This is a genomic window from Staphylococcus sp. HMSC034G07 (assembly GCF_001835975.1).
In the GTDB taxonomy this organism is placed as follows: Bacteria; Bacillota; Bacilli; order Staphylococcales; family Staphylococcaceae; genus Staphylococcus; species Staphylococcus ureilyticus.
Genome location: NZ_KV826609.1, coordinates 488941 through 514343, shown reverse-complemented (window position 1 = coordinate 514343; position 25403 = coordinate 488941). Strand labels below are relative to the sequence as shown.

Below are 25403 nucleotides of genomic sequence, written 5' to 3'. Positions count from 1 at the left end.
CAAAAGAGCTTTTTACATTTACATAGAGGAGCGCTTTTATGGTTATATTAAATCAAAGATTAAAAAAAGTAAGTACATATATAATAGGGGATTGTTTAGCGGATATTGGTTCAGACCATGCATACCTTCCGATTTATGCGATTGAAAACAATTTAGTCAAAAATGCAATTGCTGGAGAAGTTATCCAAGGACCGTTTGAAGCTTCGAAAAAAAATGTTGTGGAACATGAGTTAAGTAATCATGTCGATGTTAGACTAGGTGATGGATTGTCGATATTACAGTCAAATGATCAAGTTAATTCCATCACTATATGTGGTATGGGTGGACCGTTAATAGCTAAAATCCTTGAAGAAGGTAAAGAGAAATTAACTGCCCATCCGAGGCTTATTTTACAAAGTAATATACAATCTAGTGCGATTAGAAATTTGTTAGATTCCATGCATTACAAGATTATTGAAGAAGTTATTTTAGAAGAAAAAGGGCATATATATGAAATAATAGTGGCAGATTATTTTGAACAACAAACACAAACACTTACTAAATCAGAAATAAAGTTTGGACCGATTTTATTAAAAAAGAAACATGAATTATTTTTTAAAAAATGGGAAAGAGAACGACAGGCATTGCAAAAAATCAAAGATCAATTGAACACTGAAAAACATCGTGAACGGCTAAATGAAATTAACAACGAAATCAATTTAATTAATGAGGTGTTGTAAATGAAAATTAAAACGTTACTCCAAGTAATAAATCAGCATGTACCATTTGAAACTGCAGAGTCATGGGATAATGTTGGCTTGTTAATCGGAGATGAATCTGCTGAAATTTCAGGTGTTTTAACCGCGCTAGATTGTACTAATGAAATTGTTGATGAAGCAATAAACCAAGGTTTCAATACAATTATTTGTCATCATCCACTCATATTTAAAGGTGTTAATAATATCATTCAACAAGAAGGCTATGGTGCTATCTTACGAAAATTAATTAAAAATGATATTAATTTAATTGCTTTACATACAAATTTGGATGTTTATCCAAAAGGTGTTAATGCAATGTTAGCAGAAAAGCTTCAATTGAAGAACCAACATATTTTAAATCCAGAAACTTTAAAATACTATAAGGTACAAGTGTTTATACCTGAAGAGAATCTTAAAACATTTAAAGATGCATTGAGTGATGCAGGTTTAGCTGAAGAAGGAAATTATAAATATTGTTTCTTTGAAAGTTCAGGGAATGGACAATTCAAGCCTACTGGTAGTGCCAACCCACATATTGGCTCAATAGATAAAATTGAAGAAGTAAAAGAATTTAAATTAGAATTTATGATTGAAGCATATCAAAAAGATTTAGCAGAACAATTAATTAAAAATAATCATCCATACGAAACACCAGTTTTTGATTTTATAAAAATGGAAAAAGAAGCGAATTATGGTTTAGGTATGATTGGTGATTTAGAATCCGAGATGGATATATCTACATTTGTGAAGCATGTCAAAGCGAATTTGGCAATGCCAAGTGTAAGATATGTTGGTAATTTAGATCAAATTATTAAGAAGGTTGCGATTATTGGTGGTTCCGGTATTGGATTTGAGACTCAAGCCGCTCAACAAGGTGCAGATATCTTTATCACTGGTGATATTAAACATCATGATGCATTAGATGCAAAAACTGCTGGTATTAACTTATTAGATATTAACCATTATAGTGAATATGTAATGAAAGATGGTTTGTGTAATTTATTAATAGATTGGTTTAACCCAGATGATATTACTTTTGAAATTAAGTCATCTAACCTCAACACAGATCCATTTAATTATTTATAATTGCCATGCATGTTTACTATCAAGAAATAAAATTTATTTTAGTGAATGACTAGTAATCTTTTCTAGGCTGTGCATCCTTATGTTCCAGCTACACTTACATTTAAATTATATTTGATGACTGCCAATTTAGTATAAAATAATTAGTTCAAAATCGTTTGCGAATGCTTTATAATAGAAAAGATGAAGATTTAAGGAGGCCAAATCATGGCAAATCACCCATTCGATAAGTTTAATTTAGACCCAAGTTTAATTGACGCGGTACGAAATTTGAACTTTAATCAACCTACAGAAGTACAAAATAGAGTTATTCCAAAAATATTAAAACAAGTAAACTTAATTGGACAATCTCAGACAGGCACTGGAAAATCCCATGCCTTTTTATTACCACTGATACATTTAATAAATGTCGATATTAAAGAACCACAGGCAATCATCGTTGCTCCAACAAGGGAATTAGCGCAACAGCTATTTGATGTCGCTAGTCATTTAGCTGATTACAAAGGTGATTTATCTGTTAAACTTTTTATTGGTGGCACAGATATAGAAAAAGATAGACAACGCGCTAAGAATCAACCGCAACTTATTATAGGAACACCAACTCGGATAAACGATTTAGCTAAACATGGAGATTTGCATGTGCATTTGGCTTCTTATTTAGTTGTGGACGAAGCTGATTTAATGATTGATTTAGGATTAATAGAAGAGGTAGACCACATTGCTACACGTTTAGATGAATACTCCCATATAGCTGTGTTTAGCGCTACTATTCCTAAATCATTACATCCATTTTTAAATAAATATTTAGAAAATCCTGAATACGTCGAAATTGAAAATGTTCAAAAAAATAAAAAAAATATTGAATTCTATTTAATTCCGACAAAGGGTGAAGCAAAGATAGAAAAAACAATAAAACTCATTGATATTTTAAATCCATATCTATGTATTATATTTTGTAATAGTCGTGATAATGCAAACGAACTTGCAGACCAGTTAAATACTGCCGGTTTAAAATTAGGTATGATACATGGTGGTTTAACGCCAAGAGAGCGTAAACAACAAATGAAGCGTATTCGTAACTTAGAATTTCAATATGTTATTGCAAGTGACTTAGCATCGCGTGGAATAGATATTGAAGGCGTAAGCCATGTGATTAACTTTGATGTACCAAATGATATCGATTTCTTCACGCATCGTGTTGGCCGTACAGGTAGAGGGCAATACAAGGGCGTGGCGATTACCTTATATAGCCCTGAAGAAGAAGAAAACATAGCGTTAATAGAACAACGAGGTTATCAATTTGAAAATGTTGATATAAAAAATGATGAGTTATCGCCAATTAAAGCACACAATACACGTCAATCACGTAAGAATAAAGATGATCATTTAACAAATGAATTAAAAAATAAAGTGAAGAGAAATAAGAAAAAAGTAAAACCTGGCTATAAGAAAAAATTCCAACGTGATCTTGAACATTTAAAACGTCAAGAGCGTAAAAAATACAGTAAGAAACAAAATCGTCAAGCCAGAAAAAATAAATAAAGGATTGGTGACTACTATGTTATTAGGATCTCATGTATCTATGAATGGTAAAAAAATGTTGGCAGGTTCAGCTGAAGAAGCACATAAATTCGGTGAATCTACTTTTATGATTTATACAGGTGCACCACAAAATACAAGAAGAAAGCCAATAGAAGAGCTAAATATTGATCAAGGACAAGAATTAATGCAAACGTACGGTCTTTCAAATATTGTAGTACATGCACCTTATATAATAAATATTGCAAACACTGTCAAACCACATGTGTTTAATCTAGGCGTAGAATTTCTACAAAGTGAAATTGAAAGAACGCAAGCCATTGGTGCTAAAGACATAGTATTGCACCCTGGCTCACATGTGGGAGAAGGTGCGGACGCTGGTATTAATAAAATCATAGAAGGTCTAAATGAAGTGCTGACGAATGACAATAATGTACGCATTGCACTTGAAACAATGGCTGGCAAAGGTTCAGAAATTGGGAGGGATTTTGAAGAAATCGCTCGAATTATAGATGGTGTCAATCATAATGAACGTTTATCTGTGTGTTTCGATACATGTCATACTCATGATGCAGGCTATAATGTAAAAGAAGATTTTGATGGTGTGTTGAATGAATTTGATAAGATTATAGGCATAGATAGAATACAAGTTGTTCATGTAAATGATAGTAAAAATGATATTGGTGCTCATAAAGATAGACACGAAAATATAGGTTTTGGTTATATCGGATTTGATGCCTTAAATTATATCGTTCATCATGATACGTTTAAAAACATTCCCAAAATACTTGAAACACCCTATGTTGGTGAAGATAAAAAGAATAAAAAACCACCTTATAAATTTGAAATTGAAATGCTTAAACAACAACAATTTGATCCAAGTTTAAAGGATAAAATTTTAATGCAATAATACTAAAAAAAATGAATTATAATCAAAAATGTGAAAAAATAGATAAATGTATTTAAAGGATGACATAGCGAACTCAATTCAAAATGAGTTTCTAGATCATCCTTTTTTTGTTAATTCGTAAACATTACTATTTACATAATTGTTTGCAAGTTGTATAGTATAGAACGAGGTGAAAAGATGACTACTCCAGTGTTCGAATTAAAAAACATCGATTATTATTTTGAAAACAAAAAAGTATTAGAAAATATTAATATTAAAATTAATAAAGGACAATTTTTGGCTATAGTTGGACCTAATGGTGCCGGTAAATCAACTTTGCTAAAAATTATTTTAGGATTGTTACCGTTGCAAAAAGGTGAAATACTTGTAGATGGTAATGTATATAATGGAAAACAATCTTTATACAAGATTAGTTATGTTTCACAAAAAGCTCAAGCTTTTAAAGCAGGTTTTCCTGCAAGTGTTAAAGAAGTCGTGATGAGTGGGCTGACGAAACGTAAAAAGTTATTTCAGTGGTTTAATAAAAAGGATGAAAATAAAGTGGAAGCCGTATTAAATCGATTGAATATAGGCCATTTAATTAATAAAAATATTGCCGAATTATCTGGTGGGCAACAACAACGTGTATTAATTGCACGAGCGTTGATCAGTAACCCTTCAGTCCTTATATTAGATGAACCAACTAACGGTATAGATGCAAAACACGTTAGTGAATTCTATGAAACACTAGAAACTTTAAAAAATGAAGGCGTAACTATCATTTTGGTTACGCATGATATAGGTGTCGTGGCTGATACTGCTACAGAAGTAGCATGTTTAAACAAGCATCTGCATTTTCATGGCACGACAGAGGATTTTAAATCGTTAGATGAGGTAGAAATATCTAAAATATACGGTCATCCTATACAATTTGTAGATCACCAACATAATAGGGAGTGTTGTTCATCATGATTGAGGCATTATTAAATTTTGATTTTATGAGATACTCTCTATTAAGTGGTATTTTGATTGGTTTTATTGCCCCATTAATTGGTGCATTTATTGTTGTACGAAGGCTATCATTAATTGCAGATGCTTTAAGTCACGTTACACTTGGTGGTATCTCATTCGGGATGTTTTTCGTGACTATTGCACCCGCACTAACTTTTATTAATCCAATGTGGTTTGGGATATTGTTCGCAGTCATTGGTGCGTTATTGATTGAAAAACTTAGAACATCGTATAGTAATTATCAAGAAATTGCGATCCCTATTATAATGAGTGCAGGAATAGCATTAAGTGCCATTTTTATTTCACTTGCAGATGGTTTTAATCAAGAAATTGTTGGATTATTATTTGGATCAATCAGTGCTGTAACTATCAGTGATTTATCAACTATTATCGCAATCGTTATTATTGTATTAGCATTTATATTGTTATTTTATAAGGAATTATTCATTCTTTCATTCGATGAAGAATATAGTAAAGTGATAGGTATTCCGAAATGGATACAATTTTTATTTATTATTATCGTCGCGATGGTCATATCTGCTTCTATGAGAGTCGTAGGTATTTTATTGGTAAGTGCATTAATTACATTACCGATAGCTATAGCAATGCGTATGACAAAAGGATTCAAACAACTTATTATATTAAGCGTGTTAATTGGTGAATTTTCAGTTATAGCAGGGCTAGTATTAGCATTTTATATGAATATTTCCCCTGGAGGCGTAATTGTCGTATTACTTGTACTTTTATTAGCAATGATGATGTCATATCAAAAGTTTAAATTTAAAACTGTGAAAGGGGCTATTAATAATGAAAACAGATGAAGCAATTAATATTCTAAAAGCAGAAGGACACAAGTATACAAATAAAAGAAGAGATATGATAAATGTTTTTATAGAAGAAGATAAATACATTAACGCAAAACATATACAGCAAAAGTTAGACAAAGATTATCCAGGTATCTCATTTGATACAATATATCGAAATTTACATTTATTTAAAGATTTAGGCATCGTTGAGGGTACCGAACTCGACGGTGAAATGAAGTTTAGAATAGCATGTACAGATCACCACCATCATCACTTTATTTGTGAATCATGTGGTGATACAAAAATTATTGATTTCTGTCCAATTGAACAGATAAAGGCTTTTTTACCAAAAGTCGATATTCACACACACAAATTAGAAGTATATGGCATATGTGAAGCTTGTCAGCATGCTTAAAATTTTTAGCGTGTATCTAATGTAAAATAGCACCTATCGACGCTTATTACTAAAAAGTTCCCTTCTAAATATAGGTCATTAGTCTGAATTTTATTGAATTTTTAAAATACTTTGTCCTTTATGTTTAAAATCCACTATTTTGAGATATAATAGTAAAGGAACTAAAGATAACAAATATAATTTTATGACTTTTGAATAAGTTTGTAAGCATATTCATTGTTGTAATCATTTTTAGTTGTTATGCTTTATTTACAGATTAATTAGGAGGATGATTATTTATGGCTTTTGAATTACCAAATTTACCTTATGGTTCTGACGCATTAGAACCACATATTGATCAACAAACAATGGAAATCCACCATGACAAACATCATAACACTTATGTTACTAAATTAAATGCAGCAATTGAAGGTACTGATTTAGAATCTAAATCAATTGAAGAAATTGTAGCAAATTTAGACAGTGTACCAGAAAATATTCAAACAGCTGTTAGAAATAATGGTGGTGGACACTTAAACCATTCATTATTCTGGGAATTATTAACTCCAAACTCTGAAGAAAAAGGAACTGTAGTTGATAAAATTAAAGAACAATGGGGTTCTTTAGATGCATTTAAAGAAGAATTTGCAGATAAAGCTGCAGCTCGTTTTGGTTCAGGTTGGGCTTGGCTAGTTGTTAATAATGGCAATTTAGAAATTGTTACAACTCCAAACCAAGATAACCCATTAACTGAAGGTAAAACACCTATCTTAGGCTTAGACGTTTGGGAACATGCTTATTATCTTAAATACCAAAACAAACGTCCAGAATATATTAGTGCTTTCTGGAACGTTGTAAATTGGGAAAAAGTTGATGAATTATATAACGCTGCTAAATAATTAAGCTTCTATTTTTGACGGCCTTACACAGGTCGTCATTTTTTTATTTAAAATAATAGAAATCTGTATCAATTTCATATATCATTTAAAGTGATCACTTTTGAATAGAGGTATGTTGTTTTGCTAAAAAGATTAAAGGAAAAATCAAACGATGAGAAAATAAGAAATACGATGAATAAAAGAATAAGCTTTGTGTTTGGTCTAATTGTATTTATTTTTGCAATAATTGTCTTACGATTAGGCTATTTGCAAATTGCACAAGGCTCTCATTATAAACAATTAATTAAAAATAGTGAGAATTTAACTGTTAATGAAGCTGTTCCGAGAGGAAGAATTCTCGATAGAAATGGTAAAGTTCTAGTAGATAATGCATCAAAAAAAGCCATCACTTTTTCTCGGGGAAGAAAAACTTCTCAATCAGAAGTTTTAAAAATAGCTACTGATTTATCGAAACTTATAAAAATGGATACCGATAAAATCACAGATCGAGATAAACAAGATTTTTGGATTTTGAAACACCCTAATCAAGCTGACAAATTAATGAAAAAAGAACAAGCATTGTTAGATGATGGGAGTATTTCTCAAGAACAATATGATGAAACGTTACATAAAAAAATTGGAAAGCAACAATTTGATTCATTTTCAGACAAAGATTTACAAGTATTAGCGATATTTAGAGAGATGATGTCAGGTTCTGCATTAGATCCTCAAATGATTAAAAATGAAGATGTTACTGATGAAGAATATGCTGCAGTGTCACAAAAACTTTCTGATTTACCAGGGGTTAATACAACAATGGACTGGGATCGAAAGTATCCATATGATGATACATTACGTGGTATTTTTGGTGATGTCTCTACGACACAAGAAGGTATTCCAAAAGAATTAACAGAACAATATTTGTCAAAAGGTTATTCAAGAAATGATCGTGTAGGAAAATCTTATTTGGAATATCAGTATGATGATATTCTCAAAGGTAAAAAGAAAGAAATGAAATATACAACAGATAAATCGGGAGAAGTTATTGACTCACAAGTGATTCATAAGGGGTCACGCGGAGATGATCTTGTTTTAAGTATTGATATTGATTTGCAAAAGAAAACTGAAGAATATTTAGAAAAACAAATAAGCAAATTACGTAGTGAAGGTGCTAAAGATATGGACAATGCTTTAGTGGTTGTTCAAAATCCGAATAATGGCGATATTTTAGCAATGGCTGGTAAACAAATTGATAAAAATGGTGATTTAACCGATTATGATATCGGAACTTTCACATCACAATACGCTGTTGGATCGTCTGTCAAAGGCGGAACATTACTTGCTGGTTATCAAAACAATGCAATTAATGTGGGCGAAAAAATGGTTGATGAACCATTGAAATTTTCTGGTGGTCTTTCTAAACGTTCATACTTTAACCAAGACGGTAAAGTAACTATAGATGATAAAGAAGCTTTAATGCATTCATCAAACGTATATATGTTTAAAACAGCATTAAAAATTGCAGGTTCACCATACGCGCCAAACATGTCACTACCAACTGATATCTCAGAAGCAGGTCAAAAATTACGAAAAGGACTAAATCAAGTTGGTTTAGGTGTTAAAACAGGTATCGATTTACCAAATGAGACTGGCGGACAAATAGAACCGCTAACAGATAATCCAGGTAATTATTTAGATTTGGCAATTGGACAATATGACACTTATTCACCGTTACAGTTATCACAATATGCTTCTACGATTGCGAACAGTGGTTATAGAATTCAACCACATATTGGTTTAGAAATCAGAAAAGCAACAAATAAAGATTCATTAGGACCCGTGAAACAAAAAGTAAAAGGCGACGTATTAAATAAAGTTAACAATACATCAGATCAAGTTAAGCAAGTACAAGAAGGTTTCAAAATGGCATATAATGAAAAAGAAGGTACAGGTTATCAAAGTTTCAATGATACTGTTGTGCCTTCAGCTGGTAAAACTGGTACAGCAGAAGTATTCCAGGACGGTAAACCAAAAGTAAATTCAACTTATGTAGGTTATGCACCAAGTAATAATCCGAAATTAGCATTTTCAATTGTATATACAAATCAACCTGTTCCAGAACCTTGGCTTAATGGTGGTGACTTAGGTAGAGACATCATTAACTATTATTTTAAGGAAAAAGATAAAAAATAAAATTCATATAACTCATTTTTAAGTTAAAAACCTATGGGTATGGTATATATGAAAAATAATACTTTTCAATTTTATAACTAAATGGTATGATAAATAAGTCGTATTTTGAAAAGGTAAGGAGGAATTAGCATGCGCGTAAACGTAACACTAGCTTGCACAGAATGTGGGGAAAGAAACTACATCACAACAAAAAATAAACGTACTAATCCTGAACGTATCGAAATGAAAAAACACTGTGCTCGTGATAACAAACATACATTGCACCGTGAAACAAAATAATTAAATTTTTAACCAGATTCTAATTTTAGAATCTGGTTATTTTTTTATTAAAAATATTGAAATGACAGTTTGATGACATAATATATTATTATCGTTATAATAAAAGAGGATATAAAATGGGAAGGTGTCATATATGAGTAAACATAAGTTAAGAAAAGAAACCATAAATAAAATGAAACAATTTTCGGATCAAGATCAAAAATTATCTGCTGATCAATACTTAACACAACAATTAATGAATACATCTGAATATAAATCGGCATATCGTATTGGAGTTGTCCTCTCAATGCAACATGAAGTAGATACTTATCCCATCATTTCGAAAACATTAAATGATGATAAAAAAGTATTTGTACCAGAAACTAATTATAAAAATAAAACAATGTCATTTAAGGAGTTAGATAATTTATCAAATATTGCACCTGACGATAAAGGAATTAATTATGTTACAAGTGACACAGAAATAACAAATGATTTAGACCTATTAATCGTGCCTGGTGTAGTATTTAATAATAAAGGTTATAGAATCGGCTATGGTGGCGGCTATTTTGATAAATTTTTATCACAACATCTGCAGCCAACAATAAGTTTAATTTATGACTTTCAAATAAATGATTTTGAAATAGAAGCACATGATCAACCAGTGCAAAAACTAATTATAGCGACTACAAATTAATGGAGGGAAAAATGATTACAGAAAAGCATTTTTGGAAGTCAATTTATACTTGGATAAAATATTTAAATTATCAAGTTGTGCATCGTAATCAAGATGATACTGAAGTTTGGCTTGCAAATAAAAGAAAGCAATCCGTTGCAATATTTAAATTTGGTGCTAATTCTACACAAGAAGTAAGATTTGATAAAAGTAGAATCCAAGACCATGAAGAAGATATAATTACATTTTTAGGTTTTAAACCCCATAATTATAATTTATATATATATACCGATAAAACATTTACAAATGAAAATTTAGATGAGCTAAAATCAGTTAAATTCAAAGTAAAAATTTTACGTCAAAAAGAGCATATAGATCAAATAATGCCCAACTTTTTTGTGAAGTTTGTGTTTAATCGCGATGCGAACCATACAAAAGGTTTTTATAAACAAAGAGCATTAAATAATAATCCTATTGAAAAACATATGCTAAAATTTGCCCCAGTTACATATTTATTAATAATAATTAATATTATTATCTGGCTTTCGATGGTATTATTGTTAAATCGATTTTCTGATTTAAAACTTTTAGATGTTGGGGGTCTTGTACATTTTAATGTCGTCCACGGTGAATGGTACAGACTCATTACATCCATATTTTTACATTATAACTTTGAACATATATTAATGAATATGTTAAGTTTATTTATTTTTGGAAAAATAGTAGAATCTATCGTTGGGCATTGGAGATTTTTAATTATTTATTTTGTTTCTGGTTTGTTTGGTAATTTTGCTTCATTATCTTTTAATACAGACACCGTCTCCGTTGGCGCAAGCGGTGCTATATTTGGTCTGATAGGTGCCATTTTTGCTTTTATGTATATTGGTAAACAATTTAACCAAAAGTTGATTGGTCAATTGCTAATTGTTCTTTTCGTCCTAATTGGCGTTTCATTACTAATGCAAAATGTAAATATTGTAGCACATGTTGGTGGATTTATTGGTGGTTTATTGATAACACTTATAGGATATTATTTTAGAATTAATCAAAATAAATTCTGGTTTTTTCTAATTGTAATGATTATTTTATTTATTGCAGCACAAATTAGGATTTTTACGATTCAAGAAGATAATATTTATAATACAATCATTGAAAAAGAAATGAAAAATGGCAATTATAAAAGTGCTGAAGATATGGTACAACATACGGTGAATAAAAGTTATGCTGATGATGAAACATACTACCTAAAAGGACTAATTAATGCGACAACTGATTCAAAATCAGAGGGTATGGCAACATGGGAAAGAGGTTTAAGAAACTTCCCAGATTCTGCATTATTAAATTACCAACTAGCGGTTGCAAATAGATCCATTGATAACAAAGATAAAGCAAGAAAATACATTAAGTCCGCTTTGAAATTAGATCCAACAAATAATGATTATATAAATTTAAATAAAGAATTGAGCGATGACAGTGATTCATAAGATTAATACTTTTTATGATGTTCAACAACTTTTAAAAAAATTTGGTTTTATTATATATTTTAAGGATAAAAATGATGTTTATGAAATGATGGAACAAGAGCTTCATTCACTATATTCCTATAATTTAATTTCTAAAGATGATTATATTAAGTCCAAATTAGTGATTAGTCAAAGAAAAAATGAACACTGATTTTACGAAAGTTTTATGAAAATGTAGTTACTGACATTATAGATATCTACCAAAATAAAGTGATAAAATATTGAAACTAAATAACAGCAATCATGCAAGTGCTGATATAATGTATCTTTATATTCATTATCATTGCATTTATGAAATGAAAAATATTAATATAGATATATATGTTTTATACAGAGAAAAATATATTTTAAGGAAAAAGACTACTATGTTGACACGTTAATCGTTAAAATCGTCTATTGACGAAACAAGGATTCAATTTAGCATTCCTTAAAAATAAGAGAAGGATGAATAAAATACATGAAAAAAATTATCTTAGCAGCAGATATTGGTGGTACAACTTGTAAGCTAGGTATATTCGACGAACAATTAGAACGAATTGAAAAATGGTCTATAAAAACTGATACGTCAGATGTTACAGGTTATGCACTTTTGAAAAATGTTTATGAATCTTTCGTTGAACATGTTGATAATTCAGAATTTGTTTTTTCAGATGTTTTAGGTGTTGGTATAGGTATACCAGGACCAGTGAATTTTGAAACAGGTGAAGTGAATGGTGCCGTTAACTTATATTGGAAAGAAACAGTTAATGTCAGAGAAATTTTCCAACAATTTGTAGACTGTCCAGTTTATGTTGATAATGATGCCAATGTTGCAGCATTAGGTGAAAAGCATAAAGGGGCAGGACATGGCGCAGACGATGTGGTTGCAATTACATTAGGCACTGGCCTTGGAGGCGGTATTATTTCTAATGGAGAAATTGTACATGGTCATAATGGCTCTGGTGCTGAAATTGGTCATTTTAGAGTTGACCATGACCAACGCTTTAAATGTAATTGCGGAAAATCAGGTTGTATTGAAACTGTTGCTTCTGCGACTGGCGTTGTCAATTTAGTGAATTTTTATTACCCTAAATTAACGTTTAAATCTTCGATACTTCAATTAATAAAAGATAATGAAGTTACCGCGAAAGCAGTATTTGATGCGGCAAAAGCTGGAGATCAATTCTGTATCTTTATTACCGAACGCGTGGCTAATTATATTGCATATTTGTGCAGTATTATCAGCGTAACAAGTAATCCTAAATATATTGTTTTAGGCGGAGGAATGTCAACTGCTGGTTTAATATTAATAGAAAATATAAAAACAGAGTACCATAATCTAACTTTTACACCAGCACAACAAGGTACAGAAATCGTTCAAGCTAAACTAGGCAATGATGCGGGCATTACTGGTGCTGCTGGTTTAATTTATACTTATATAATTGAAAAGGAAGGTGTGAAATAATGGCTATAGTAGATGTAGTAGTTATACCTGTGGGTACGGAAGGACCAAGTGTTAGTAAGTATATTGCTGAGATACAAACAAAATTAAAAGAATTTAAAGCACAAGGTAAAATTGATTATCAATTGACACCAATGAATACTTTGATTGAGGGAGATTTAAAAGATTTATTTGAAGTCGTTCAAGCAATCCATGAATTACCATTTGATAAAGGTATTGATAGAGTTTGTACTAATATAAGAATTGACGATCGAAGAGACAAATCTCGAAAAATGAATGACAAACTAAAATCTGTTGAAAATCATTTAGATAGTGGAGGTCACTAACAATGCAAATATCTAGTTTAGCATTGGGCTTAGTTAAAACGAATACTTATTTTATTGAAAATGATAAGAATGTGATTTTAGTAGATCCAGCGGCTGATTATGAATTAATTATAAAAAAATTAAATCAAATTAATAAACCTGTCATTGCAGTATTATTAACACATGCACATTTTGACCATATCGGGGCTTTAGATCAAATCGTTGATAAATTTAATGTGCCTGTTTATATGCATCCTAGTGAGTTCGATTTTTTAACTAATACAGAAAAAAATGGTTCACAAAAGTTTAAACAATATGGATTAACACCTGTCATTAGTCATGTATCACCACAAAAAATTGATGAAGGCTCTATGGAAATTGAGGGCTTTAAATTTAAAGTACTTCATACACCTGGACATTCCCCTGGTAGTTTATCTTTTATATTTGATGATTTTGCTGTAGTTGGAGATACTTTGTTTTATCAAGGTATAGGAAGAACTGACTTATATAAAGGCGATTATGAAACTTTGGTTGACTCTATATTAGATAAATTGTTCAAATTAGAGGATGACTTACCATTATTCCCAGGACATGGGCCATATACAACGATAGAAGACGAACAACTTAATCCATATTTGCATGGTTAGTTTTATTTCATAAAGTAATATTAACACCTCCTACGTGTATTATTGTAGGAGGTGTTTTTTTGAAGTTACTCTTTAAAAATATCATTGATAAAGCGATTAAGGAAAATGTATCAGATGTACACTTTATTCCAAACCACAAAAAGGTATACATTAAATTTAGAAAAAAAGAATATTTAAACACTATAGAAACGATAGAAGTCAATATTTATAGGAAGTTGCTCACATATATGAAATATCAAGCAGGTTTAGATGTATCAACACACAGCACCGCACAAAGTGGAAGATACGCTTACAAACTTAAACAATTATACTATTTAAGAGTTTCAACTTTACCTTTATCTCTTGGATTTGAAAGTTGCGTAGTGAGAATTATACCTCAATATTTTCAAAGTTCAGCAAAAGCACTTAGTATAAATCAATTATTTAAACTAGTCCATAAAAAACAAGGTTTAATACTGTTTAGTGGACCTACTGGGTCTGGCAAAAGTACGTTAATGTATCAACTGATAGTGCACGCAAAGGAAAAATTAAATGTTAATATAATTACTGTAGAAGACCCTGTAGAACGTTTGGTTGAAGGTATAACACAAGTTTCTATTAATGAAAAAGCAGGGATTAATTATGCTAATTCATTCAAGGCGATTTTAAGATGTGATCCAGATATTATACTTATTGGTGAAATCAGGGATGCTATGATTGCTAAACAAGTTATTCATGCAAGTTTAAGTGGTCACTTAGTACTTTCAACGATACATTCAAATAATTGTAAGGGCGCATTGAGTAGATTATTAGAAATGGGTATAAGTATTCAAGAACTACGACAGACGGTATTAAGTATTATCAATCAGAGATTAGTAAACACCTCAAAAGATGAACGTTCTTTAATTTATGAACAATTAACTCGAGAAGATATAGCATTTTATTTTGAAAATCAACTTACACTTCCAAACACATTCAAAAATTTGTCGTATAAATTGCATGAAATGGCAAAAGAAGGGGAAATTTGTGAAGAAACACTTAATAGATATCTTTAGTTTACCACGATTTATGATTATCAGTGAAAAAAACCAAATTGAATTACTTCAAAGATTACATGATTTACTTCAGCATGGATTCACATTATCAGCATCATTTAAATTTTTACTACAACACTTAACAATAAAAGCACCAAAAATAGTGACTCAGATTAATACTCGTCTAGATCAAGGCGCACAATGTTACGAAATATTATTGTTACTAAAATATCCCAAAATTATTATCATGCTAATATATTTTTCAGAGTTATTCAGTGAACTCACATCAACATTACCACATGCCCAAGACTATTTAATTCGAAATAACAAAGCAAAGCTACAACTACTAAAAACACTTCAATACCCTTTGCTCTTAATTACAATTTTTATAGGTATGTTAATCATTTTAAATCATACTATTATACCTGAATTTCAATCTCTCTACAATAGCTTTGATGTTGAAATTTCAAAAACACAATTAATTTTATCATCTTTATTAATATATTTACCTAGATCACTTCTTATTATTTTATTTATCTGCTTAATTTTTTCTTACTTATTTTATATATCTACAAAAAAACTACCCATTAAATTAAAGTACAAAATTATATTAAAAATCCCAATTTTACGTACTTTTTTCAAATTTTATAAAACTTATAGACTTTCTACTGAATTTGCATTGTTTTATAAGAATGGTGTGAACTTACAATCAATCGTTGATATTTATTCTAAACAAAAAAATGACTCATATTTAATTTATCTTGCTAGAAAATTGGCAACAGGTACACAAAATGGCTATAAGTTAAGTGAAATATTAAAAAAGATTTCCTGTTTTGAAGAAGGCTTGATTAACTTTATTGAGGAAGGCGAAAAGATAGGAAAGCTAGACATAGAATTAAAATTATATAGTGAAATTATATTTACAAAAATTGAACGTTATCTGCAACGATTAATTAATTTTATACAACCAGCTATATTTTTAATGCTAGGCATCTTAATCATTGCGCTATATTTAGTGATTATGTTACCTATGTTTGATCTAATGCAAACGATCAAATAATAAGATTTGGAGGCTTTTAATGAATAAAATAAAACAATTTTTTAATAAACGTGCTTTTACTTTAATTGAGATGCTCCTCGTACTTTTAATTATCAGTTTATTACTGATATTGATTATACCCAATATTGCAAAACAATCTTCACATATTCAAAGTACAGGTTGTGATGCCCAAATAAAAATGATTGAAAGTCAAGTTGAAGCATATACTTTAAAACATAATAAAAAACCACAATCTATAGATGAATTGATTGCGGATGGCTATATTAAAGAAAACCAAAAAAATTGTAAATCAGGTGCTACTATCACAATTAACAATGGTGAAGTAATTGCAAACTAGTAAAGCATTTACATATATCGAGATGTTAATGGTTATGGTTATTATTAGTATCTTATTAATTGTTCAAGTCAATCATATACCTATTAATGATAAAAAAAATAATGCGAACAATAATTTTATGAATAATTTAATCACTCAACTCAATTATTTAAAATCTAAAGCAATAAAAGATGATAAGTCTATAACACTTATATTTAACGACTATTCAAATAAAATTATAGTTAGAGAACAGTCAATTGAAAACAAAGATATACTATTTCCACCAAATACATTTGTACATCCTAAAAGTAATATAAAATATTTAACATTTAACAATAAAGGTAATATAAATAAATTTGGTAGTGTCTTACTTTCAGTTGATAATGAAATTTTCAAACTAATATTTCATATTGAAAAAGGAAGATTAAGATATGAAAAAATTAAACATTAACGGTAGTATACTTATGGATGCTTATATCGCTTTTACTTGCATGCTTATAATGTGTAGTGTATTTTTGCCTATGCTTTTACAATTAAATCATACTTTTAATGATAAAATTGAAAACATAAGTATGAAAAGAATCATATTATTAGCTTTGAAATATAATGATAGTGAGCGTTTAATAAACGGCGTAAATATTGACGGTTATAAAATAAAATTAACTAATTCTAATTTATGCATAAAAACAAAGGATAATAATAATGAAAAATGTTTTCACAAGTAAATATTCCAGCTTTACTTACATCGAAGTATTATTTACATTATTTATAACTATATTAATATTTACTATGCTACCTCTATTATATACATCAATCGTTCCAACAAAGAATCAATCTAATTTAGAATCATCAATTGATATAGAATTTTTTTCAAGAGACATAACTGAAGCAATGTTACAAAACAATTCAAAAGCACTTGAAATTGATAAAAGCGGCCGTATTTTAAAAATTAGCATAAGGAAAAATATTATAAGGTACGAGTTTAAAAATAATAAGATTATTAAAACTGTAAATAACACAGGAAACATTACCTTATTAAACAATGTAAAAAATGCGCAATTTATATTACTAAAAAATAAGCATTTAAAATTAAAATTGAAAATGTATTATACAGGGGGTTCCTTTGAAAAGGCAGTTCGATTCTAATATGAAAGGGTATATATACCCTTTTGTGATGGTTATTTATATGCTATATTTATCACTAATAGCAATATATACTTCTCGATTTAATCTTCAACTAAAAACGCTTGATAACATTGAATCATATTATGATAAACAAATTAAATTACAATTACAAAAGGAAGATATTTTTGAAAAATAAAATTAACACACCACTTATTTTAATAGGTTTTATGGGGACAGGAAAAACAACATTAGGAAAATATATTGCACAAAACAATCAATTAAGTTTTGTAGATTTAGATGAATTTATAGTGCAACAAGAAGGAAAAACAATACCAGAAATTTTTGAACAATTAGGTGAAAAAGGATTTCGCAATTTAGAGTTTAAGTATTTAAAAAAATGTGCGAACCAATTTGACGTCATTGCTACAGGCGGGGGTATCATCGAAGGCAATGATGCATTTAACTTATTAAAAGAACAAAAACATGTTATATGGTTAGATTGCGACATAGAAATTCTATACGATAGAATTAAAAATGATAGTAATAGACCCAATGCGAATAATAAACCGTTTTTTAAATTAAAAAGCTTGTATTCAACTAGAGTTTCAAGATATAATGAAATCGCATTCATCAAAGTGAATAGTAATAAGTCGCTTCCAGTTACATATAAAAAAATATTGGAAACGATGAAAGCGAATGACCAGTATTAGAGAGAATGGTTAATCATTTATATAACCATCGCCGAAGGTGCAAGTTTAACGAAACTCTCAGGCAAAAGGATAATACTGAGACGCATTCCTGGATTTATTGACAGGGTAGGCTTAGTCTACTCTGTCTTTTTTAATATATTAATAGGGGGTTTAGCAATGGTAAATGAATTAAAACGCACACCACTTTATCAAAACTTTGTGGATCTCGGTGCAAAAATTGTTGAATTTGGTGGTTGGGCTATGCCAGTTCAATTTTCAAGTATTAAAGAAGAACATAATGCTGTAAGAACTAATATGGGCTTATTTGATGTAAGTCACATGGGTGAAATTTTAATAAAAGGTTCTGAAGCAGATCAATTAGTACAATACTTGCTTTCAAATGACACTGACAATTTAGACACAACAAAGGCGCAATATACAGCATTGTGTAACGAGCAAGGCGGTATCATCGATGATTTAATCACCTATAAACTCAGTGAAAAAGCATATTTATTAGTCGTAAATGCTGGAAACACAGATAAAGACTTTGAATGGATGAAAAAACAATCTGAAAATTTTGATGCTGAAGTCTTAAATGTATCAACAGATTATGGTCAATTAGCTATACAAGGTCCAAATGCACGTGATTTTGTTCAAAAGCATGTAAAACAGAATATATCAGAAATGTCTCCTTTTGAATTCTTACAAGATGTTGAATTCTTTGGTAAAAACGTAATATTATCCCAATCTGGTTACACAGGTGAAGATGGATTTGAAATTTATTGTAAATCAGATGATACACCATTTTTATGGGATTCAATATTAGAATTTGACGTAGAACCTTGTGGTCTTGGTGCAAGAGATACATTAAGATTAGAAGCTGGTTTACCACTTCATGGACAAGACTTAAGTGAATCAATTACACCATATGAAGGTGGAATTGCATTTGCTGCTAAACCATTAATTGATGCCGATTTTATAGGTAAAAAAGTGTTGAAAGATCAAAAAGAAAACGGTTCTAAAAGAAGAACAGTTGGCATAGAAATGATTGATAAAGGAATTCCAAGAACGGGTTACACTGTTTATGATATCGATGGAAATGAAATTGGAGAAGTTACTTCAGGCACACAATCTCCATTAACTGGTAAATCAATTGGTTTAGCTATAATTGATAGAGATGCATTTGAAATGGGCAAAGAGATTATTATTCAAATTAGAAAAAGACAAGCAAAAGCAAAAATTGTGAAGAAAAATCAAATCAGTAAATAATTTAAAGGGGTGTTACCGTGAGTCATCGTTATATTCCATTAACAGATCAAGATAAAAATGAAATGCTAGAGACAATTGGTGCTGAATCAATCAGCGAATTATTTGGAGATGTTCCAAAAGATATTTTATTAAATAGAGAGTTAGCTATTCCCGATGCTGAATCTGAAACCACATTAACAAAAAGACTTAATAAAATTGCTAGTAAAAACATTACTAAAGAAACACATACTTCGTTTTTAGGAGCAGGCGTTTATGATCATTATGCCCCAGCAGTAGTAGATGCAATGATTTCGCGTTCTGAATTTTATACTGCATATACACCTTATCAACCTGAAATTTCACAAGGTGAATTACAAGCTATCTTTGAATTTCAAACTTTAATTTGTGAATTAACAGATATGGATATTGCAAACTCATCTATGTACGATGGTATGACAAGTTTTGCAGAAGCTTGCATTTTAGCATTTAATCAAACGCGTAAAAATAAAATTGTCGTTTCAAAAGGCATGCATTATCAAGCATTACAAGTCTTACACACATATGTAAAAACACGTGAAGAATTTGAAGTTGTTGAAGTTGATTTAGATGGTACAATTACAGATTTAGAAAAACTTGAAAATGCTATTGATGATGATACTGCTGCAGTTGCAGTCCAATATCCAAACTTTTATGGTTCAATTGAAGATTTAGAGAAAATACAGTCATATATCGAAGATAAAAAAGCATTATTTATTGTTTATACAAACCCAATCGCACTAGGGTTATTGACACCACCAGGTAGTTTTGGTGCAGATATTGTAGTTGGAGATACGCAACCATTTGGTATTCCAACACAGTTTGGCGGTCCACATTGTGGCTTCTTTGCTACTACTAAAAAACTCATGAGAAAAACACCTGGTAGACTTGTTGGACAAACCGAAGACCAAGATGGAAACCGTGGTTTTGTGTTGACACTTCAAGCACGTGAACAACATATTAGACGTGATAAAGCAACATCAAATATATGTTCAAACCAAGCATTAAATGCATTGGCTTCATCAATTTGTATGTCTGCTTTAGGAAAACAAGGTATTTACGACATTGCAGTTCAAAATTTTGAGAATGCAAACTATGCTAAAGAACAATTTAAGCAACAAGGATTTGAAGTTAGCAATGGCACATCATTTAATGAATTTGTAGTAAAATTCGATAAACCAGTTAAAGATGTAAACGATGCTTTAATTCAAGAAGACATAATAGGCGGATTTGATTTAAGTGAAATAGGAGAAAACTTCGACAATCATATGTTAATTGCAGTTACAGAATTACGAACTAAAGATGAAATTGATACATTTGTTAAGAAAGCAGGTGAAATAAATGGCAGTAAGTAAATCTAGTCCATTAATTTTTGAACGTTCTAAAGAAGGTCGTTACGCGTATTCTTTACCTAAAAAAGAAATTGATAATGGAGCAGTTAACAAGCTATTAGATGACAAATTTATTAGAAAAAACAAAGCTGAATTTCCCGAAGTGGCAGAACTAGATTTAGTGCGTCATTATACAGAATTATCAAATAAAAACTTTGGTGTTGATTCAGGATTTTATCCATTAGGTTCATGTACCATGAAATATAATCCAAAAGTAAATGAAAAAATAGCTAGAATACCTGGTTTTGCTGAATCACATCCACTACAAGATGAATCTCAAGTACAAGGTTCGCTAGAAATTATTCATAGCTTACAAGAAGAACTCAAAGAGATAACTGGTATGGATGAAGTCACTTTACAACCAGCAGCTGGTGCACATGGAGAATGGACAGCACTGATGATTTTTAAAGCTTATCATGAAAAAAATGGTGAAGGACATCGTAACGAAGTCATCGTTCCTGATTCTGCACATGGTACAAACCCTGCTTCAGCGGCATTTGCTGGATTTAAAGCTGTTACAGTGAAGTCAAATGAACGTGGAGAAGTTGATATAGAAGATTTAAAACGCCTTGTCAACGAAAACACAGCTGCAATTATGCTTACGAATCCAAATACACTAGGTATTTTTGAACAAAACATCATGGATATTCGCAATATTGTACACGAAGCTGGTGGATTATTGTATTATGATGGTGCCAACTTAAATGCAATCATGGACAAAGTTAGACCTGGAGACATGGGCTTTGATGCTGTTCATTTAAATTTACACAAGACATTTACTGGACCGCATGGTGGTGGCGGACCTGGTTCAGGACCAGTTGGTGTTAAAAAAGAACTTGCAAGTTTCTTACCAAAACCAATGGTAATTAAAGAAAATGATGTGTATAAATACGATAATAATATCGAGCATTCAATCGGACGTGTCAAACCATTTTATGGTAACTTCGGTATTTATTTAAGAGCATACACATATATTAGAACTATGGGTAATAAAGGACTTGAAGAAGTTTCAGAAGCAGCAGTACTAAATGCAAACTATATTAAAGCAAGATTAAAAGAACATTTTGAAATTCCTTATGAACAATATTGTAAACATGAATTTGTTTTAAGTGGCTCAAAACAAAAAGAATATGGTGTACGAACACTAGATATGGCTAAACGTTTACTTGACTTTGGTGTACACCCACCTACTATCTATTTCCCATTAAATGTAGAAGAGGGTATGATGATTGAACCTACTGAAACAGAATCTAAAGAAACATTAGATTATTTCTGTGACACAATGATCGAAATTGCGAATGAAGCAAAAGAAAATCCCGATAAAGTTTTAGAAGCACCTCATACAACGATTATTGATCGATTAGACGAAACAAAAGCTGCTCGTCAACCAGTATTAAAATTTGATCATTTAAGATCAGAAAAATAATTTTTAAAATGACATATTAAAGGATTTTTTGAATTGATAATCAAATTATGTATGAAGCATTCAATTCAATTAAAAATTATTAACTTGATATAAACCTCATATAGAGAACAAAGGGCTAATCCGTATTAAAATGGATTGGCCCTTTGTTCTCTATAAATCTAATGAAGTTAATTGTGTGAAGTTACTTGGAAATATAATAAAATCATAGCCTTTCACCATATATTTAAATTGATTCAAAACAGGTTATTTATAATATTTAGCAAATTATAAATTTAAATTTTTTAATTATATAAAAAATTGAGCTACTAGTTATTTAACTAACAGCCCAATTTTAAAATGTTAACATATTCATTTATTTTTTTGATTTGATTTTACCAGTCCATTTTTTATATCCGCCTTTAAGCATGAATATATCTTTATAACCATTCTTTTTTAAGATTCTAGCGGCACGATAACTGGCAATACCATTCGCATCACAAAGATAGATAGGTTGATCTGTTCTCAAGCCTTGATATCTTTGCTTAAACATTGTGATTGGGATGTTACGGGCACCATTAATATGACCATAATCATAATCTACTTTTTCTCTTACATCAATCACTTGAGCTTTTCGCAAACCATTATGGAATTCATTTTGGTTTAATTCTGTTACCGCTTTTTTGTTCAAATATCTATTGAACAACATATATGCGATGATTATTATTAAAATTGCTAAAGCTATAAACCAAAAATTACTCATCTTGCATCCTCCCTAATTAACCGATATTATATATTATAAGACTGTTAGCACAAATTATCAAAATATTTTTATCATGATAATTACGTAAACTGACATTTTTGTACAATTATTGAAAACGATAACACAAATTAGATGTTATCACAATTTAATTTTAATGAATGGAGTTTTGATTGTGACTGAAACATGGCATTTTATCAATACAGGTAGTAATGATCCATTTTATAATATGGCAATGGATGAAGCGTTATTAAATTTTGTATCCAGAGGTGAAATTGATCCAGTAATAAGATTTTATACATGGGATCCAGCTACACTTTCAGTTGGTTACTTTCAAAGATTAACGAAAGAAATTGATATAGACAAGGTGAAAGACAAAGGTTACGGCCTTGTTAGAAGACAAACAGGCGGCAGAGGTGTCTTGCATGACAAAGAATTAACTTATAGTGTTATTGTACCGGAATCACATCCAAATATGCCCAAAACAGTTACAGAAGCATATAGGGTCATTTCTGAAGGGTTACTTGAAGGATTCAAAACATTAGGTTTTAATGCTTCATTTGCTATCCCACGAACTAAAGAAGAACGGTCTAAATTAAAACAACCAAGAAGTGCGGTTTGTTTTGATGCTTCCAGTTGGTATGAATTAGTCGTAGAAGGACGCAAAATTGCAGGAAGTGCCCAAATGCGACAAAAGGGTGTGATTCTGCAGCATGGTTCATTGTTACAAGATATAGATATTGATGATTTATTTGATATGTTTATATTTAAAAATGACCGTTTGAAAGAGAAAATGAAGCAAGCGTTTGTCGATAAAGCAGTAGCAATTAATGATATATCTGATCGCTACATCACTTTAGATGAAATGGAACAAGCATTCGAAAGTGGATTCAAAAAAGGATTAAATATCAATTTAAAACCTTTAGAATTGACTGCTCAGCAAAACGCAGAAGTTGACGCATTAATTAATAAGTACCAATCATCAGAATGGACTTATAGAAAATAATTAAATTCGCTATAAAAAAAGCATTTACCCAACAATTTTTGAATTTAATTGTTGGGTAAATGTTTTAATTTATTCAATAATGTTAAATATTCAGAACCTAATTTTTATTATTTTTTATGCCTTTTTCTATATTTTCTTTGGGCACGTTTATACTTTCTTTGATCTTCTGTTAAAAAGAAAAAATAATAAATTAAATAAATGATACCTGCAAAAATTGCTAAACTGATAGCCATTCTTACAAAACTAAATAAGAACGCATCTAAGTTAAGTATTAAACCAACTAATGCAATTGCGATTACGATATAAAATATTGCTTGTTTCAAAATACACACTCCTATTTATATGTCACATTACTCATTGCTTATGCTCACTTTTGATAAAGTAGTTTGCCCTTTATTAAGTTTTTTCTTATCTTTCTCGTTATAACCATCCCTTATATCACTCATGGCAGAATCTAATGACTTGTTTAATTTAGTAATATTTTTATGTTTCTTCTTATCTTCGTCATTCATTTTATCTTTATCAATTTTACTTTTATATGTAGTAAATGCACTATCAATTTTATTAGTAATATCGGTTAATTTATTTTGAACTTTTTCGCTCTGCTTATTTTTTGAGACTTCGTCTTCAATATCATTATAATCACCAATTGCTTTTGCGACATCTTGATAATATTCAGAAGACGCCTTAATATGATTTAATTTCTTTTTATTACTTTTCGCATTCTTGATATTATTTTTATCTTTTTCTAATGCAGTAATATTTGTTTTTTCTTCTTTTATTTCAAGTTTTAAGTCTTGTATATCACTTTTTAATTTATGATTTTCGTCACGTAATTTTGTTGTTTTCTCTTCTAATGGGCCTAAATTTTGGCTTCCACATCCGGCGAGTAAACACGAAGCGCATAAAATAGCGAATAATTTTTTCTTCATAACTCTCTCCTAATTCAAAAACTATAAATTTGTACACTAATTATG

Annotated in this window: 30 protein-coding genes and 1 riboswitch; of the genes, 27 read left to right on the top strand and 3 right to left on the bottom strand. The window is 30.2% G+C overall.

What is annotated here, in order from left to right:
• Positions 1–38: 38 nt before the first annotated feature.
• From HMPREF2586_RS10505 to gcvPB, 26 genes are all read left to right on the top strand, one after another.
• On the top strand, positions 39–719 hold the full coding sequence (locus HMPREF2586_RS10505) for a tRNA (adenine(22)-N(1))-methyltransferase (RefSeq protein WP_070039379.1): 681 nt from the start codon (positions 39–41) through the stop codon (positions 717–719).
• Positions 720–1823, top strand: a complete 1104-nt coding sequence (locus tag HMPREF2586_RS10500) for a Nif3-like dinuclear metal center hexameric protein (protein WP_046208155.1) — start codon at positions 720–722, stop codon at positions 1821–1823. It begins immediately after the preceding gene.
• Positions 1824–2027: 204 nt separating this feature from the next.
• Positions 2028–3362 (top strand): DEAD/DEAH box helicase, encoded by a 1335-nt coding sequence (locus HMPREF2586_RS10495; protein ID WP_070039375.1) that lies wholly within the window; start codon positions 2028–2030, stop codon positions 3360–3362.
• Positions 3363–3378: 16 nt separating this feature from the next.
• Complete coding sequence (locus tag HMPREF2586_RS10490) at positions 3379–4269, top strand: deoxyribonuclease IV (RefSeq protein WP_046208157.1); 891 nt, start codon at positions 3379–3381, stop codon at positions 4267–4269.
• A gap of 177 nt (positions 4270–4446) precedes the next feature.
• Positions 4447–5220: a metal ABC transporter ATP-binding protein gene (locus tag HMPREF2586_RS10485; protein ID WP_064208902.1), complete on the top strand. Its 774-nt coding sequence runs from the start codon at positions 4447–4449 to the stop codon at positions 5218–5220.
• Positions 5217–6080 carry a metal ABC transporter permease gene (locus tag HMPREF2586_RS10480; protein WP_046208159.1) on the top strand — a complete coding sequence of 288 codons (864 nt, stop codon included), beginning with the start codon at positions 5217–5219 and terminating at the stop codon, positions 6078–6080. The genes HMPREF2586_RS10485 and HMPREF2586_RS10480 overlap by 4 nt, the downstream gene beginning before the upstream one ends.
• Positions 6067–6480: a Fur family transcriptional regulator gene (locus HMPREF2586_RS10475; RefSeq protein WP_046208160.1), complete on the top strand. Its 414-nt coding sequence runs from the start codon at positions 6067–6069 to the stop codon at positions 6478–6480. The genes HMPREF2586_RS10480 and HMPREF2586_RS10475 overlap by 14 nt, the downstream gene beginning before the upstream one ends.
• A 278-nt stretch (positions 6481–6758) precedes the next feature.
• The gene (locus HMPREF2586_RS10470) at positions 6759–7358 is read left to right on the top strand and encodes a superoxide dismutase (protein ID WP_046208161.1); all 600 of its coding nucleotides are present in this window, start codon (positions 6759–6761) and stop codon (positions 7356–7358) included.
• Between the two features lie 120 nt (positions 7359–7478).
• On the top strand, positions 7479–9530 hold the full coding sequence (locus tag HMPREF2586_RS10465; protein ID WP_070812736.1) for a peptidoglycan D,D-transpeptidase FtsI family protein: 2052 nt from the start codon (positions 7479–7481) through the stop codon (positions 9528–9530).
• A gap of 129 nt (positions 9531–9659) precedes the next feature.
• Complete coding sequence (gene rpmG / locus HMPREF2586_RS10460) at positions 9660–9809, top strand: 50S ribosomal protein L33 (RefSeq protein WP_019469354.1); 150 nt, start codon at positions 9660–9662, stop codon at positions 9807–9809.
• Between the two features lie 133 nt (positions 9810–9942).
• The gene (locus HMPREF2586_RS10455) at positions 9943–10485 is read left to right on the top strand and encodes a 5-formyltetrahydrofolate cyclo-ligase (RefSeq protein WP_070658629.1); all 543 of its coding nucleotides are present in this window, start codon (positions 9943–9945) and stop codon (positions 10483–10485) included.
• An 11-nt stretch (positions 10486–10496) separates the two neighbouring features.
• The gene (locus tag HMPREF2586_RS10450; protein WP_064208906.1) at positions 10497–11948 is read left to right on the top strand and encodes a rhomboid family intramembrane serine protease; all 1452 of its coding nucleotides are present in this window, start codon (positions 10497–10499) and stop codon (positions 11946–11948) included.
• Positions 11932–12138, top strand: a complete 207-nt coding sequence (locus HMPREF2586_RS10445; RefSeq protein ID WP_070658627.1) for a YqgQ family protein — start codon at positions 11932–11934, stop codon at positions 12136–12138. Before HMPREF2586_RS10450 ends, HMPREF2586_RS10445 begins: the two co-directional genes overlap by 17 nt.
• A 306-nt stretch (positions 12139–12444) precedes the next feature.
• Complete coding sequence (locus HMPREF2586_RS10440; protein WP_070039362.1) at positions 12445–13431, top strand: glucokinase; 987 nt, start codon at positions 12445–12447, stop codon at positions 13429–13431.
• The gene (locus HMPREF2586_RS10435) at positions 13431–13754 is read left to right on the top strand and encodes an MTH1187 family thiamine-binding protein (RefSeq protein ID WP_064208909.1); all 324 of its coding nucleotides are present in this window, start codon (positions 13431–13433) and stop codon (positions 13752–13754) included. The genes HMPREF2586_RS10440 and HMPREF2586_RS10435 overlap by 1 nt, the downstream gene beginning before the upstream one ends.
• Positions 13755–13756: 2 nt before the next feature.
• Complete coding sequence (locus HMPREF2586_RS10430) at positions 13757–14380, top strand: MBL fold metallo-hydrolase (protein WP_046208168.1); 624 nt, start codon at positions 13757–13759, stop codon at positions 14378–14380.
• 59 nt (positions 14381–14439) lie between these two features.
• Positions 14440–15414 (top strand): competence type IV pilus ATPase ComGA, encoded by a 975-nt coding sequence (gene comGA, locus HMPREF2586_RS10425; RefSeq protein ID WP_064208910.1) that lies wholly within the window; start codon positions 14440–14442, stop codon positions 15412–15414.
• A complete protein-coding gene (comGB, locus tag HMPREF2586_RS10420; RefSeq protein ID WP_070658625.1) occupies positions 15386–16453 on the top strand; it encodes a competence type IV pilus assembly protein ComGB in 1068 nt (355 codons plus the stop codon). Before comGA ends, comGB begins: the two co-directional genes overlap by 29 nt.
• A gap of 19 nt (positions 16454–16472) precedes the next feature.
• Positions 16473–16790 carry a competence type IV pilus major pilin ComGC gene (gene comGC / locus HMPREF2586_RS10415; protein ID WP_046208171.1) on the top strand — a complete coding sequence of 106 codons (318 nt, stop codon included), beginning with the start codon at positions 16473–16475 and terminating at the stop codon, positions 16788–16790.
• Complete coding sequence (gene comGD, locus HMPREF2586_RS10410; protein WP_083310409.1) at positions 16780–17220, top strand: competence type IV pilus minor pilin ComGD; 441 nt, start codon at positions 16780–16782, stop codon at positions 17218–17220. The genes comGC and comGD overlap by 11 nt, the downstream gene beginning before the upstream one ends.
• Positions 17201–17494: a hypothetical protein gene (locus HMPREF2586_RS10405; protein WP_064208912.1), complete on the top strand. Its 294-nt coding sequence runs from the start codon at positions 17201–17203 to the stop codon at positions 17492–17494. Before comGD ends, HMPREF2586_RS10405 begins: the two co-directional genes overlap by 20 nt.
• Positions 17472–17915: a ComGF family competence protein gene (locus HMPREF2586_RS10400; protein WP_070658623.1), complete on the top strand. Its 444-nt coding sequence runs from the start codon at positions 17472–17474 to the stop codon at positions 17913–17915. The genes HMPREF2586_RS10405 and HMPREF2586_RS10400 overlap by 23 nt, the downstream gene beginning before the upstream one ends.
• A 164-nt stretch (positions 17916–18079) precedes the next feature.
• Positions 18080–18604 carry a shikimate kinase gene (locus HMPREF2586_RS10390; protein ID WP_046208175.1) on the top strand — a complete coding sequence of 175 codons (525 nt, stop codon included), beginning with the start codon at positions 18080–18082 and terminating at the stop codon, positions 18602–18604.
• Positions 18591–18687, top strand: a riboswitch (glycine riboswitch). Its footprint overlaps the gene before it by 14 nt.
• Positions 18688–18760: 73 nt before the next feature.
• On the top strand, positions 18761–19852 hold the full coding sequence (gcvT, locus tag HMPREF2586_RS10385; protein ID WP_064208915.1) for a glycine cleavage system aminomethyltransferase GcvT: 1092 nt from the start codon (positions 18761–18763) through the stop codon (positions 19850–19852).
• Positions 19853–19869: 17 nt separating this feature from the next.
• Positions 19870–21222 (top strand): aminomethyl-transferring glycine dehydrogenase subunit GcvPA, encoded by a 1353-nt coding sequence (gene gcvPA, locus HMPREF2586_RS10380; protein WP_046208177.1) that lies wholly within the window; start codon positions 19870–19872, stop codon positions 21220–21222.
• A complete protein-coding gene (gene gcvPB / locus HMPREF2586_RS10375; RefSeq protein ID WP_070658619.1) occupies positions 21209–22684 on the top strand; it encodes an aminomethyl-transferring glycine dehydrogenase subunit GcvPB in 1476 nt (491 codons plus the stop codon). The genes gcvPA and gcvPB overlap by 14 nt, the downstream gene beginning before the upstream one ends.
• Before the next feature lie 352 nt (positions 22685–23036).
• Here the strand turns inward: gcvPB and HMPREF2586_RS10370 are convergent, their stop codons facing one another.
• Entirely contained in the window at positions 23037–23423 is a 387-nt protein-coding gene (locus tag HMPREF2586_RS10370) for a rhodanese-like domain-containing protein (RefSeq protein ID WP_046208179.1), read from the bottom strand.
• Between the two features lie 172 nt (positions 23424–23595).
• Here HMPREF2586_RS10370 and HMPREF2586_RS10365 point away from each other — a divergent pair, with 172 nt between their 5' ends.
• A complete protein-coding gene (locus HMPREF2586_RS10365) occupies positions 23596–24426 on the top strand; it encodes a lipoate--protein ligase family protein (protein ID WP_046208180.1) in 831 nt (276 codons plus the stop codon).
• A gap of 107 nt (positions 24427–24533) precedes the next feature.
• Here the strand turns inward: HMPREF2586_RS10365 and HMPREF2586_RS10360 are convergent, their stop codons facing one another.
• Together HMPREF2586_RS10360 and HMPREF2586_RS10355 are read right to left on the bottom strand one after the other, a co-directional pair.
• Entirely contained in the window at positions 24534–24749 is a 216-nt protein-coding gene (locus HMPREF2586_RS10360; RefSeq protein WP_046208181.1) for an SA1362 family protein, read from the bottom strand.
• Between the two features lie 27 nt (positions 24750–24776).
• Positions 24777–25358, bottom strand: coding sequence for a hypothetical protein (locus HMPREF2586_RS10355; RefSeq protein WP_046208182.1), 582 nt, complete (start codon positions 25356–25358; stop codon positions 24777–24779).
• Between the last annotated feature and the right edge of the window lie 45 nt (positions 25359–25403).